Annotated in this window: 15 protein-coding genes; all 15 read right to left on the reverse strand. The window is 42.8% G+C overall.

All coding sequences use genetic code 11. From position 1 onward, the window contains the following. Positions 1-4 precede the first annotated feature (4 nt). Positions 5-1,282 carry a GTPase ObgE gene (gene obgE, locus ACHAL6_RS07950; RefSeq protein WP_395269941.1) on the reverse strand — a complete coding sequence of 426 codons (1,278 nt, stop codon included), beginning with the start codon at positions 1,280-1,282 and terminating at the stop codon, positions 5-7. Between the two features lie 163 nt (positions 1,283-1,445). Then, positions 1,446-1,745: a 50S ribosomal protein L27 gene (rpmA, locus tag ACHAL6_RS07955; protein WP_395269881.1), complete on the reverse strand. Its 300-nt coding sequence runs from the start codon at positions 1,743-1,745 to the stop codon at positions 1,446-1,448. A 4-nt stretch (positions 1,746-1,749) separates the two neighbouring features. Beyond that, on the reverse strand, positions 1,750-2,082 hold the full coding sequence (locus ACHAL6_RS07960; RefSeq protein WP_395269882.1) for a ribosomal-processing cysteine protease Prp: 333 nt from the start codon (positions 2,080-2,082) through the stop codon (positions 1,750-1,752). Positions 2,083-2,084: 2 nt separating this feature from the next. After that, positions 2,085-2,399 (reverse strand): 50S ribosomal protein L21, encoded by a 315-nt coding sequence (gene rplU, locus ACHAL6_RS07965; RefSeq protein WP_395269884.1) that lies wholly within the window; start codon positions 2,397-2,399, stop codon positions 2,085-2,087. Positions 2,400-2,525: 126 nt separating this feature from the next. Continuing rightward, entirely contained in the window at positions 2,526-3,938 is a 1,413-nt protein-coding gene (locus tag ACHAL6_RS07970) for a ribonuclease E/G (RefSeq protein WP_395269885.1), read from the reverse strand. Positions 3,939-3,992: 54 nt separating this feature from the next. Next, the gene (locus tag ACHAL6_RS07975) at positions 3,993-5,138 is read right to left on the reverse strand and encodes an FtsW/RodA/SpoVE family cell cycle protein (protein WP_395269887.1); all 1,146 of its coding nucleotides are present in this window, start codon (positions 5,136-5,138) and stop codon (positions 3,993-3,995) included. 105 nt (positions 5,139-5,243) lie between these two features. After that, complete coding sequence (gene minE / locus ACHAL6_RS07980; protein WP_395269889.1) at positions 5,244-5,507, reverse strand: cell division topological specificity factor MinE; 264 nt, start codon at positions 5,505-5,507, stop codon at positions 5,244-5,246. Positions 5,508-5,519: 12 nt separating this feature from the next. Then, entirely contained in the window at positions 5,520-6,317 is a 798-nt protein-coding gene (gene minD, locus ACHAL6_RS07985; RefSeq protein WP_395269891.1) for a septum site-determining protein MinD, read from the reverse strand. Positions 6,318-6,340: 23 nt separating this feature from the next. Continuing rightward, positions 6,341-6,979 (reverse strand): septum site-determining protein MinC, encoded by a 639-nt coding sequence (gene minC / locus ACHAL6_RS07990; RefSeq protein ID WP_395269893.1) that lies wholly within the window; start codon positions 6,977-6,979, stop codon positions 6,341-6,343. 147 nt (positions 6,980-7,126) lie between these two features. Next, a complete protein-coding gene (locus ACHAL6_RS07995; protein ID WP_395269895.1) occupies positions 7,127-7,597 on the reverse strand; it encodes a hypothetical protein in 471 nt (156 codons plus the stop codon). Between the two features lie 17 nt (positions 7,598-7,614). Continuing rightward, the gene (mreC, locus tag ACHAL6_RS08000; RefSeq protein ID WP_395269897.1) at positions 7,615-8,463 is read right to left on the reverse strand and encodes a rod shape-determining protein MreC; all 849 of its coding nucleotides are present in this window, start codon (positions 8,461-8,463) and stop codon (positions 7,615-7,617) included. A 3-nt stretch (positions 8,464-8,466) separates the two neighbouring features. Then, on the reverse strand, positions 8,467-9,480 hold the full coding sequence (locus tag ACHAL6_RS08005) for a rod shape-determining protein (protein ID WP_395269899.1): 1,014 nt from the start codon (positions 9,478-9,480) through the stop codon (positions 8,467-8,469). 22 nt (positions 9,481-9,502) lie between these two features. Next, complete coding sequence (gene radC / locus ACHAL6_RS08010; RefSeq protein ID WP_395269900.1) at positions 9,503-10,183, reverse strand: DNA repair protein RadC; 681 nt, start codon at positions 10,181-10,183, stop codon at positions 9,503-9,505. A 26-nt stretch (positions 10,184-10,209) separates the two neighbouring features. Next, complete coding sequence (locus ACHAL6_RS08015; protein WP_395269902.1) at positions 10,210-10,785, reverse strand: nucleoside triphosphate pyrophosphatase; 576 nt, start codon at positions 10,783-10,785, stop codon at positions 10,210-10,212. A gap of 280 nt (positions 10,786-11,065) precedes the next feature. Next, the gene (locus tag ACHAL6_RS08020) at positions 11,066-11,974 is read right to left on the reverse strand and encodes an aromatic acid exporter family protein (protein ID WP_395269903.1); all 909 of its coding nucleotides are present in this window, start codon (positions 11,972-11,974) and stop codon (positions 11,066-11,068) included. Positions 11,975-11,976: the final 2 nt, after the last annotated feature.

Raw genomic sequence — 11,976 nt, forward strand, 5'->3', positions numbered from 1 at the left:
TCTCCTATGCATAGTATTCGAATTCAAAATCGTTCAATCGGATTGAATCGCCGTCCTGTATGCCCATTTCCTTCAAATCGCTCAGCACACCCTTGTTGCCAAGTACTTTATGGAAGTATCTCAGGTGACTTGGATTGTTCAGATTCAGTGCATGAAGCAGACGGTCCACAAAGGACCCTGAAACTACAAATACGCCATCTTCGTCCACTGTGATTTCATAAGTGAAATGTTTTTCTTCTGGAATATACATTTCATCATCATCATAGACGGTATCCACTACTGGAATGGACTGCAGCTTTTCAGCACACATCTTCATCAGTTCTGCTACGCCTTCCCCTGTTGCGGCGGACATGGCATAAACTTCACTGTATCCGAGCTCATTCACTTTCTTTCTGAATTCATCCATGTAGGATTTGTCAAAAAGCAGATCCACTTTATTCATCACCACGATCTGAGGTCTGTCTGTCAGATCTAGTTTATATCTTTTCAGTTCCTCATTAATGAGTCTGAAATCTTCAAAAGGATCTCTTCCTTCAATACCGGAGATATCTACGATATGAAGAAGAAGTCTTGTTCTTTCGATGTGTCTCAGGAACTGGATGCCAAGGCCTACCCCTTCGGAAGCGCCTTCGATGATTCCTGGTACATCAGCAATGACGAAAGGATTGATGCCAGGCATTGCCACAACGCCCAGATTGGGTTCCAGTGTTGTGAAATGATAATTTGCAATCTTCGGCTGCGCCTTTGAGACTTTGGACAGCAGTGTGGATTTACCCACATTCGGGAACCCGAGAAGTCCTACATCCGCAAGAAGCTTCAGCTCAAGTGTGATGTTCTTTTCTTCTCCTGGCATCCCTGGTTCAGCAAAATCCGGTGCCTGTCTGGTGGAAGTGGCATATTTGGCATTTCCTTTACCACCCTTGCCGCCTCTTAGTACAGTATACCGGTCATCTGTCTTTGATAGATCAGCGATGATCTTACCGGATTCCTTATCCTTGATGATTGTACCCAGTGGTACTGGAATTTCAAGATTGTCTGCAGCGGGTCCGTAGCATTTGCTTTGTCCGCCATGGGCTCCGTTTCCTGCAGCAAATTTTCTCTTGTATTTAAAATTGAGTAATGTCGTCATAGAAGGATCCACGACAAAAATGACATCCCCGCCTTTTCCTCCGTCACCGCCGTCTGGTCCGCCATGGGACACATACTTGTCACGTCTGAAGGATATGGCTCCGTCTCCTCCGTCTCCACTTCTGATGAATATATCTGCTATATCAATAAACATGTTCATTTTTTTCACCTGCCTTAGGTTTTGTGTGTTCTGCGTTCTGGTTCATCTGTGTCATCTATCTGTTATTATACTATAAATAGATTCCAGTCATCATGAAAATAAATGAACCAATTTCAAAAAACAGGACCTGCTGTTCAAGCAGGCCCTTGTTTGCTTACTATTCTGCAACTGCTGCCAGTTCAACTGGGTAAACACTCGCTTTCTTTCTATCCTTACCAAGTCTTTCGAATCTTACAACTCCATCAACTTTTGCGAATAAAGTATCATCACTACCCTTGCCAACGTTTGTGCCTGGGTGAATTTTTGTTCCTCTCTGTCTAACCAGGATGTTTCCAGCAAGAACAAACTGTCCGTCTGCTGATTTCACTCCAAGTCTCTTGGATTCAGAATCTCTTCCATTCTTTGAACTTCCTACACCCTTTTTGGATGAGAAGAACTGAAGGTTTAATATAAGCATGGTGTTACACCTCCTCTTCAATTAGCTTTATAAAATTTCCGTATTGCAATTCAATTGCTTTAATTCCTAATAATAATGTTTCCATTAATATCTGTGCATCCTTTTTTTCTTCAGGACTCGCACTATCGATACTTACGGATAAATATCCGCCATTCTGATCCATGTCGATTCTGTTTCTGATCTTCATGATTTCATCCAGGCCGTTATATGCCATCATACACTGTGCAGTGACGGCAGCACATACAATATCTTTCCCGTACTCATCATAATCTGCATGACCATCGTAGGTAAACCCAACGAGATCACCGGATTTTCTTAAAAATCGAACTTCAATCATGATTAAGCTTCGATCTTTTCGATAAGAATCTTCGTGAAAGGCTGTCTGTGACCCTGCTTCTTTCTGAAATCCTTCTTTGGCTTGAACTTGAAGACGATAACCTTCTTGGACTTGCCATGAGCAATAACCTTAGCGGTTACCTTAGCACCTTCAACTACGGGATTACCTACTGTAAGTTCTCCTTCGCCGTTGGATACTGCTAAAACATCTGTCAGTTCTACAGTGGAGTCTACATCAGCTGAAATTTTCTCAACTTTGAGAAGATCTCCTTCAGAAACTTTATACTGCTTACCACCTGTGTTTATAATTGCGAACATATGAAACACCTCCTCATATCAGTACTCGCCTTTAAGGCACAGCAAATCAACGCTGTTTAAATAAAACCTCTTCTGAGCGGCCTACATAGTATTATAGCAATGAAGTTTCACTATGTAAAGAAATATTTACTCGGTAATGAGATATTTCTCCTTCTCCTGAATCTGATTTCTGAAGACCAGAGGTTCAATTCTGAAGTCATCGCCAGATTCGGTGAACTCAAGATAGATTCGTTTTCCTTCCGCACCGATTTCATTCAGGAAACCGCTGATGTCTTTACGGACCCGCTCTTCATAAGGACTCCCGATGACTACGAGATAATCCAGGATCTCGATATTGTCCACCTTCTTCATCAGTTCGTTTTTGATCAGTTTCCTGAGATACTCGTAGCTGAGCCTTTTCCCCTTATGATCGCAGGATCCGCATTCCTCTTCAATGAAATGATAGACAGGATAACCCTTCTTCTTTCTTGTCATCTGCATGAGATTCAGCTCTGTTAGCGGATAACAGCGTGAAAACAGGGGATCCTCCTGAAGCTTCTCCTGCATGGCTTCCTGAAGTTTTTTGCGATTGATCTCAGAAGACATGTCAATGAAATCCACAAGAATGATTCCTGAAAGATTTCTGAGCCGGATCTGTCTTGCGATTTCTTCCACTGCCGACAGATTCATGGCCAGTGCCATATCCTCTTTGTTTTTCATGCCAGTGTACTTTGCACTGTTGATGTCAATGACAACCATGGCTTCCGTGACTTCTATGACCAGATTTCCTCCATCCTTGAGATGCACTTTCCGATGTCTGAGCTTCAGAAGCTCCTGCTCTATGCCATAGAAATCAAAAAGACTTCTTCCGGTTCCGTGGACAAGGGAAGGAAGTCCGTATTCGCTCTTCAATCGATCCGCCGTTTCTCGGGTATCTACATAGATCATATTGATCTCACTGAAGCGGTCTCTTAAGATACGATCCAGAATGGAGGATTCACCATAAAGCCGCTTGGGCCCCATGCCGGTTTCCGCTTTTTTAAGGATATCTGTGAAAGCAGTGTGAATCTCATCGATCTCTTTCTCCAGCTCCTCACGGTCTGCATCCATGGCAGCGGAACGAAACAGTATCCTGAAACCCTCTTTCGTATTCTGATTCCCCTGTTTCTCCAGAAATTTTTCCCGGTCCAGCCTTTTGGAATATCCGATTCCCTTGCCCTGAAAGAACACGACAAATCGGCCCCCCAGAGAGATCTTATCTGTTACCTTGGTGCCCTTACTGCCCTCTTCTTCCTTGATGACTTCCACAAGGATACTCTGCCCTTCCTTGTAATCCTGAAAGTTATTGTTGTCTGTGACATAAAGAAACGCATTCTTTTTGAGACCGATGTCAATAAAGACAGAGTGCAGCGCCTTCACTTTTTTTCGGATTATGCCGAGAAAAATATCGCCTGACCTGACTTCCTGATTTTTATCTTCAAAGTAGCATTCAGATAAAACACCGCTTTCTTTAATCGCAATTCTGCGATACTGATCTTCTTCAATAAATAGTTCTATCATCTGTTCCAACCTTCCAGAGAACTCTCTCTTCTCCTTGATAGTATGCATCCTGCTTTAGAATAATGTCGTCTTTTTCTTCATGCCTACATTCAGCACCATGGCAATGGCGATGAACGTGGTCAGAACCGAACTTCCTCCATAGGATACAAGGGGCAGTGTGATTCCTGATATGGGCATGATGCCCATGGTCATACCGATGTTCTGAAGAATGGAAAACAGAAAGGAGGAGAATACACCCACAGCGATGCACTTGCCGAAAATATCATCTTCTTCCGTCTTTCTCGCCACTCGGATCATTCTATACAGAAGATAACCATAGAGCAGAAGCAATGTGACACCACCGATGAGACCGAAGTTTTCCGCCAGAACCGAAAAGATGAAATCCGTGTGGTTTTCCGGGACACGATTGAAAAACTGCGTGCTTGTCTGACTTCCGCTGGTCATATCTTCGAGAAATCTCGGAAAACTGAACTTTCCGGTGAGCTTTCCGGAACCGATGCTGATTACGCTTCGGCTGAGCTGATAGTTGATTCCGAGTTCACTGCCTTCGTTGAAGAGAAAACTGGTCAGTCTGTCGCTCCAGTGAGAGGGCAGAAAGTTCGTCTTCAACACAACCAGTATGGATAGACCGATAAATCCGAATCCGGCGAAGATGACTTTCATGGAAAGTCCCATGACGAAATAGATGCCCAGCACAATGAAGAAAGTGATCATAGTGATTCCCATCTCAGGCTGCAGAAGCATCAGAACCACCGGAATCAGCGCATATATGGTGACTACGATGAAGTTTTTCAGGTTGTTGATGTTGCCATCCACCTTATGAAGCTGCTTTCCCACCATGAGCATGGTGGTGAGCTTAGCGAATTCAGCTGGCTGAAGACCTCTTGCTCCGATACTGAACCAGCCCGCTGCCCCTTTCACTTTGGTGGTGAAAAGCACGAAAATCAGCATGAGTACCACGATCCAGTACAGCACATCTACGATCTTGTAGACTTTTCTGTAATCCATAAGAAGTATGATATATACCACACCAAGGGAAAGCAGAAGCCACGTCAGTTGAAGCTTTGCGTAATATCCGCTGGTTGCGGTGTAAATGTTAAACACACCGAAAACAAGTATGGCCATGGCGCTCAAAAGCATCCCGAAGTCCAGTTCTTTCAGATCTTTTTTATCTATGAGTAATGATTTAAGTAAATTCATTTAATAACCTTCCCATCCTGTTGTAAGGACTAAAAATAAAAGCTGTATGCATTAATATATTAACTCATACAACTCTTACTTTCAATTTAACATTTTCTTATGGTTTTATTTCTTCTTCTTGATCGGAATATTTGCAACAAGCGCAGGTACAGAACCATATTCGCTGTCTGTCTGGGTAATCTGCAGATCCAGTTCCTGGTCTGCATCCACTTCGACATATTTTCTAAGCACTTCTAAAATATCATTTTTGATATTTTCCAGCAGCTCAGGAGAAACGTCTCCACGATCGTGCATAAGAATTAGTTTCAGTCTGTCTTTTGCTGTATCTTTTGATCCATTCTTCTTCTTGAAAAATCCGAAAATATCCATATCGTACCCCCTTTATCTTTTCTTAAATAGTTTGGATAGTTTACTGAAGAATCCTTCTTCCTCTGGTTTCAGGTTAAGAAGCGGGATGTCTTCTCCCGTAATTCTCTTTGCTATATTGATAAAGGCTGTACCGGCCAGGGATCCTTCCGTTGTCACCACAGGCTCACCTTTATTGGTGGAGATGGTGATGCTGCGGTCATCAGGAACGATACCTAAAAGCTTTACGGACAGGATTTCCAGAATATCTTCCACGTTGAGCATTTCTCCACTTTCTGTCATTTCATGATTCAGTCTGTTGATGACAACCTTGTGATTCTCGATTCCTTTGGAATCCAGCTTTCCGATTACTCTGTCAGCATCTCTTACAGAAGTGACTTCAGGATTGACCACTATGATTGCGCTGTCTGCGGCGGCAACAGAGTTCTCGAAGCCCTGCTCGATTCCTGCAGGAGAGTCGATGAGAATATAATCAAAGTCTTTTTTCAGTTCTGCGATCAGTTCGATCATCTGATCTGTACTGATGTCATTCTTGTCTCTGGTCTGTGCTGTTGGAAGCAGGCAAAGATGTGGCAGTCTCTTGTCCTTGATCAGAGCCTGTTTCAGCTTGCACCTTCCATCGAAGTAGTCCATGAGGGTATAGACGATTCTGTTTTCAAGTCCCATGAGCACGTCTAGGTTACGAAGTCCTGTATCTCCGTCAATAACAACAACTTTATGTCCGAGCTGTGCTAGAGCTGTTCCGATGTTGGCTGTGGTAGTTGTTTTTCCCACGCCACCTTTACCGGATGTGATTACAATCGATTCTGGCATTTAAGTCTCTCCTTCTTTACTCTCTAATATTCAAATTTAGTTGGTATGTATGGTTCTACATAGATGTTTCCATCCTGCAGTTTCGCAACTTCAGGGAAGCTTGTGTCGCTTTCTGCGGGTCTTCCGAATGTACCTGCAATGGAAAGCAGGGATGGGGTCAGTCTTATAGCAGCGACAAATGCATTTTCATTGCCGGATGTGCCAGCAAAAGCGCGTCCTTTCAGCTGACCGAGAATGACAATGTTTCCCTCTGCAAAAATTTCAGCACCGATATGAACGTCTCCAATCACTACAACATTTCCTTTGAAATCGACCATCTGGCCACCTCGCATGGATCTTGTTATAAACTTGGTATTGCCTTCTTCTACACCGGAAAAGACAGTTGGAAGATCCTCTTTTCTGTTGGATTCCTCGAAGTTCACACTGGAAAGAGCGATGGTTTCAGATAGAACCTTTTCCAGGGTCGCTCTCTGGTCATCTTTTAACCTGATTGGATAGGTAGTCACATATACTGTATTTCCACTGTAAAAATTCTTCAGCGGTTCCAGTTTGTTTTTTACGGCTTCAACTAATTCTTCAGTCGAATTGAATTCTAAAAGATTGATAATCAGGTTAAGGCCTTTGCGGTTTCCCTTCACCTGAATTCTATCGATACTAGTCATTGGTTCCCTCCAATATGCTTAAAAATAACACCTAAAATCTATTTTATAGGATTTGAATGAATAATTCCACTCATATAACTGAAAAATGGCAAATTATCGATAATTTCACGCATATAGTAAAAAAGAAAACCTGCAGTGCAGGTTTTCTCAGAATCGCCATTCTTTTTTCACAATCGGTATTCTGCTGTAGGAAACTACTATTCTGTAGATCAGCATACATAGGATCAGAGTGTAGACTGGCGTCACAATAATTGAAAAAACGTTCCCTCTCACTCCGAAGAGAAAGAGAATAAGCAGAATCACAAGGGTCTTTGCCCCCTGAGCCAAGGTAACGAATAGGATCGGGATGGTTTTCTTCCCTTCTTTCAGTGATAAGCCGATTCTTGAAAGGCCCAGAAAAAGGAACAGATTCGCCAAAGTGTTCAGTCCAAAGGCATAGGGAAAGAACAGATCCTGCAGCACGCCAGCAATGAGTGCCAGAATGATCGCATCTTCGTAGTCGGTCATCATGGCGAATAAACCGAAGAAACTGAAGAGAATACTTCCATAGGAACTGAAAACCGATAGAAAAGGAAGCACCGTCTGATCAATCAGAAGTAGGAATACTGCTGTGAACAATATAAATATTCTCCTCATCAATATTCCACATCCTCCATATTTTTCGGCAGAATGACAAAAAGCATTCTGGCATCGTTGAAATTCACTGCAGTTTCAACAATTGCGGTTTTCATCAGATTTCCTTTATCCTCCTCCACTCGTACCACTTCACCTATAAAGAAGTCTGGTGGATAGAATCTGCCGAGTCCAGATGTCACCACGGTGTCTCCTTCCTTTATGGTGGAGTCAATGGGAAGATACGATATTTTCGCCATCTGTTTCTGACCGCTGCCGATATGTCCTTCTAGTATCCCACTGTTTATCTTGTCTTCCACAGTCGTCACATGGATTGAAATGTTCTCACTGGACAGCGTTTCTACAACGGACCAGGTGGCCGCAGTTTCAGTAATCTGACCGACAATCCCTTCCTGACTCATGATGGCCATACCAGCCTGGAGTCCTTCCTCCTCTCCTTTATCAATGATATAGGAAGTGATGATGCCTCCTCCAGCTCTGCCAATGACATTGGCGCCGAGATAGTCGTACTGGTCTTGTCTGTTCTTGATGGAAAACATCTCTTTCAGTTTCTCATTCTCTTCCTGAAGAGAATCAAAACTGCGAAGTTTAGCTTCCAGCTCAATGTTCTTAAGAAGAAGCTCCTCGTTCTCGTTTTTCACATCCTCATATCTGAGGAAGAAATCAATAAGACTTTCCAGTCTTTTGTTAGTGGAATAGATCACTTTCTGAACAGGGTTAAGGGCAGCCCCTGCTCCGCTTTCCACTAAGGACTTGTTGTCCTTATATACAGTAATCCCGAAGATTACAAGCAGAATAGCTGTCAAGATCACGATTTTTCTCGACAGCTTGTTCTTTAATAGCCTAGCCATGAATTAATAGCTTCTTGCGATTTTATCGAAGTTATCTAATGCTCTTCCTGCACCAAGTACAACACAGTCTAGAGGAGATTCCGCGATTTCTACAGGCATATGGGTTTCATGTGTGATCAGTTCACCCAGCCCTTTCAGAAGCGCGCCTCCGCCAGCAAGCATTATGCCCTTATCCATAATATCAGCTGATAATTCTGGTGGTGTCTTTTCAAGTGTTGTCTTAATAGCTTCAATGATATCTGAGATTGGTTCATGCAGAGCTTCTCTGATCTGCGTTTCGGACACGGAAATCACCTTAGGCAGTCCTGTGACTAGGTCTCTTCCCTTCACGTCCATGTATTCTTCTTCGCTGCCTTCAATCTTGAATGCAGAACCGATATTCATTTTGATGGCTTCGGATGTTCTTTCACCGATCATCAGATTGTATTCTCTTTTGATGTAGGCTACGATGGCCTGATCCATTTCGTCTCCGCCCACTCTCAGGGATTTCGCCACAACGATACCGCCCAGTGAAACCACTGCGACTTCCGTTGTACCTCCGCCGATATCCACAATCATGGAACCGGTCGGTTCATCGACTGGAAGTCCTGCACCGATGGCAGCTGCCATCGGTTCTTCCATTAGGATTACATCTCTTGCACCAGCCTGTTTTGTGGCTTCCAGAATTGCTCTTCTTTCCACTTCAGTCACACCGGATGGGAAACAAACGATGATTCGTGGTGATGTGAAGGCTGATTTTGATGCGGTTTTTTCAATGAACTGTCTCAGCATGGTCTGCGTGACATCGAAATCTGCAATAACACCATCCTTCAGAGGTCTTACAGCGACGATGTTGCCCGGGGTTCTACCGATCATTCTCTTTGCTTCTTCTCCCACAGCCAGCGGCTTGTTGGTGTGGGTGTTGAAAGCCACAACGGAAGGTTCTCTTAGAACAATCCCCTTTCCTTTTACATATACCAGGGTATTGGCTGTTCCCAGGTCAATCCCCATATCCTTACTCATTCCAAATAAACGCATTAATAAATAACTCCTTTCAAATTTACAATAGGTTTTTTTCTCTTAAACTGATGTATTTCCCGTCTCCAATGATTATATGGTCTAGAAGCTCTATCCCGATAATCTTACCAACTTCTTTAATTCTCCCGGTAGCAGCAAGATCTTCACTGCTGGGAGATGGATCTCCCGAAGGATGATTGTGCACCATAATGATCGATGCAGCGCTTTTTCTGATGGCTTCCTTATATATTTCTCTGGGATGGACTATGGATGAATTCAGGCTGCCCATAGATGCGTTGTACATACCGATTACAATATTCTTCGTATTCAGCAAAAGCACTTTAAGGACTTCCTGTTTGAATTCTCTCAGTTCCACCATGATCAGATCCGCAGCATCACCGGGTGAATTGATCTTATAGCTGTCTCCGCTTCTATAGGTCTGAAATCTTTTCGCCATTTCAGCCATGGAAAGAATCTGTGAAGCCTTTGCTTCCTTGATTCCGGAAATTTTCATCAGATCGTCCTGTGATGCCTCTAGAAGGCCATTGATTCCGTTAAAAGCAGTAATGATTCTTTGAGACAGGTTAATCACATTTTCGTTTTTCGTTCCTGTCCTTAAAATAACAGCCAGAAGCTCGCTGTTTGAAAGACTGTCCGCTCCATAGCGTAAAAGTCTTTCCTGTGGTCTTTCATTCTGGGGCATATCCATGATTTTATTCTCCATAAAATCCTCCTAGATTCCCCACTCCATTACATGATGATCTGATGTTTTCTGAGAATGTGATATAGGGTGTTCAAAGGCAGACCCATTACATTGTAATAGTCTCCATGGATCCCTTCTATGAAAAGACCTGCAGCTCCCTGGATTCCATAAGCTCCAGCTTTATCTTTCCACTCATTCTTGTCCAGGTAGGTTTGAATTTCTTCATCTGACATGGAAGAGAACTGCACAGAAGTTTTTCTGGAAACAGTTTCGACGATACCCTTCTCTTCATGAATGAGTGCAAGCCCAGAATAAACTTCATGGGTATTGTTCTGCAGAATCTTCATCATGGAAAAGGCGTCTTCCCTGTCAGTCGGTTTTCCTAAAATTTTTCCTTGAGCGCAGACGATTGTATCCGCACCAAGTATAAAGGAGTTACTGGTTTCTTTACTTAGGATGTTCTTCGCTTTCTCTGAAGCCAGAATTTTCACATAGGATTCAGGATCACCATCATAAGGGACGTTGTCTTCATCAAAATCCGAGACAATGACCTGATAGTCTATGCCCATTCTCTGAATCAGCTCCTGCCTTCTTAATGAACCTGATGCCAGTATAAAATTCATTGGAACACCTCCAGTTTAATTCATCATAGAAATTTGCTTCTAAAAAATTCCTACTTATTAGTTTACCATCATAGAAATTTTTGTACAAGGTAGATAAGATGATTTAAAGTCAATTTAAGCTTATCTTTATTTTCTGCTGTTTCTGAAGTGAAAGTAAGGATGGACCACTATCATTATTCCAAACTTCATGACAATTATACGAGATAGAGAAGTGAAACTTCAATACAATTTCAAAAAAAAGAAAAAGATCTTCCATAAAAGAAAGATCTTTTCTGTATATCTAGGTCTGGTCCGTTCTCACAATTCTGACACGGAGAATCTTTTCCATCGCAGAAATGAGCTTTGCCAGATTGTAGTTGAAAATCATATCTTCTCTGGTAGAAGAGTTGAGATCGACAAATTCAGTCTGCTTCATATCTTTCGCCAGAATCTTCGTGAGCTTCTGATTGTTGTCTGCAGTCATCTTCACATCCGGATCACTCAGTGAAATGGCTTCTGTATAGATCAGCACTTTTTCAGCAGCTTCCATCATCTGTGTGTAGTATTCATAGTCTTCCATATCATATTTCTTGAGAATCTTGAGTTCCTTGCTGAGAGAGTTGTACTTTTCCTTGAAGTCATCCAGATCCTTTGTCAAGGTCACCAGTCCGTTGTCGATCTCATAGAGAATGACTTCCGATACGATTTCCTTTGCGGAATGCTTGAAGTGTTCAAAGCTCTCTCTCACCATTCTCATCTGGTCCGGTGGATAGATGACCATGTTGACAATGGTTGCAATGACAATTCCTATGATGGTATCCAGTGTTCTCTGCATCGCATAGATGGCCGGAGAAGTATCAGCGGATCCGATGATGATGATGACCACGAGGGTGATGGCGATTCCTGTCGCTTTCTTGATATTCAGAAGGTTTGTGAACATGATGGTGATGATGACGCCTATAGCCATGGTGAATGCGCCATAGAGCGGAACATAATTCATGATCAGTCCGATGACTCCGCCGATTACAGTCCCGAGCACTCTGTTGTATCCGATTTTCACACTGGATACCACAGAGGTTTCCACACAGATGACTGCTGCATATATGAGCGCAAAGGACAGTTCATCATTGATCAGAGAAGATACGATATATGAAATAATCACGACAAGGGCTGTCTTAATGGTTCTCATTCCAATAAGCCTGTTCTTCATCA

This window comes from Proteiniclasticum sp. C24MP (assembly GCF_043951855.1).
In the GTDB taxonomy this organism is placed as follows: Bacteria; Bacillota; Clostridia; order Clostridiales; family Clostridiaceae; genus Proteiniclasticum.

Coding starts and splice junctions, on each gene's coding strand:
- ACHAL6_RS07975 (WP_395269887.1), bottom strand. CDS start 5,138: ATGAATTTACTTAAATCATTACTCATAGATAAAAAAGATCTGAAAGAA.
- ACHAL6_RS08005 (WP_395269899.1), bottom strand. CDS start 9,480: ATGCGTTTATTTGGAATGAGTAAGGATATGGGGATTGACCTGGGAACA.
- obgE (WP_395269941.1), bottom strand. CDS start 1,282: ATGTTTATTGATATAGCAGATATATTCATCAGAAGTGGAGACGGAGGA.
- ACHAL6_RS07970 (WP_395269885.1), bottom strand. CDS start 3,938: ATGATAGAACTATTTATTGAAGAAGATCAGTATCGCAGAATTGCGATT.
- radC (WP_395269900.1), bottom strand. CDS start 10,183: ATGGAGAATAAAATCATGGATATGCCCCAGAATGAAAGACCACAGGAA.
- ACHAL6_RS07960 (WP_395269882.1), bottom strand. CDS start 2,082: ATGATTGAAGTTCGATTTTTAAGAAAATCCGGTGATCTCGTTGGGTTT.
- minD (WP_395269891.1), bottom strand. CDS start 6,317: ATGCCAGAATCGATTGTAATCACATCCGGTAAAGGTGGCGTGGGAAAA.
- ACHAL6_RS08020 (WP_395269903.1), bottom strand. CDS start 11,974: ATGAAGAACAGGCTTATTGGAATGAGAACCATTAAGACAGCCCTTGTC.
- rpmA (WP_395269881.1), bottom strand. CDS start 1,745: ATGCTTATATTAAACCTTCAGTTCTTCTCATCCAAAAAGGGTGTAGGA.
- ACHAL6_RS08015 (WP_395269902.1), bottom strand. CDS start 10,785: ATGAATTTTATACTGGCATCAGGTTCATTAAGAAGGCAGGAGCTGATT.
- mreC (WP_395269897.1), bottom strand. CDS start 8,463: ATGGCTAGGCTATTAAAGAACAAGCTGTCGAGAAAAATCGTGATCTTG.
- minE (WP_395269889.1), bottom strand. CDS start 5,507: ATGGATATTTTCGGATTTTTCAAGAAGAAGAATGGATCAAAAGATACA.
- rplU (WP_395269884.1), bottom strand. CDS start 2,399: ATGTTCGCAATTATAAACACAGGTGGTAAGCAGTATAAAGTTTCTGAA.
- minC (WP_395269893.1), bottom strand. CDS start 6,979: ATGACTAGTATCGATAGAATTCAGGTGAAGGGAAACCGCAAAGGCCTT.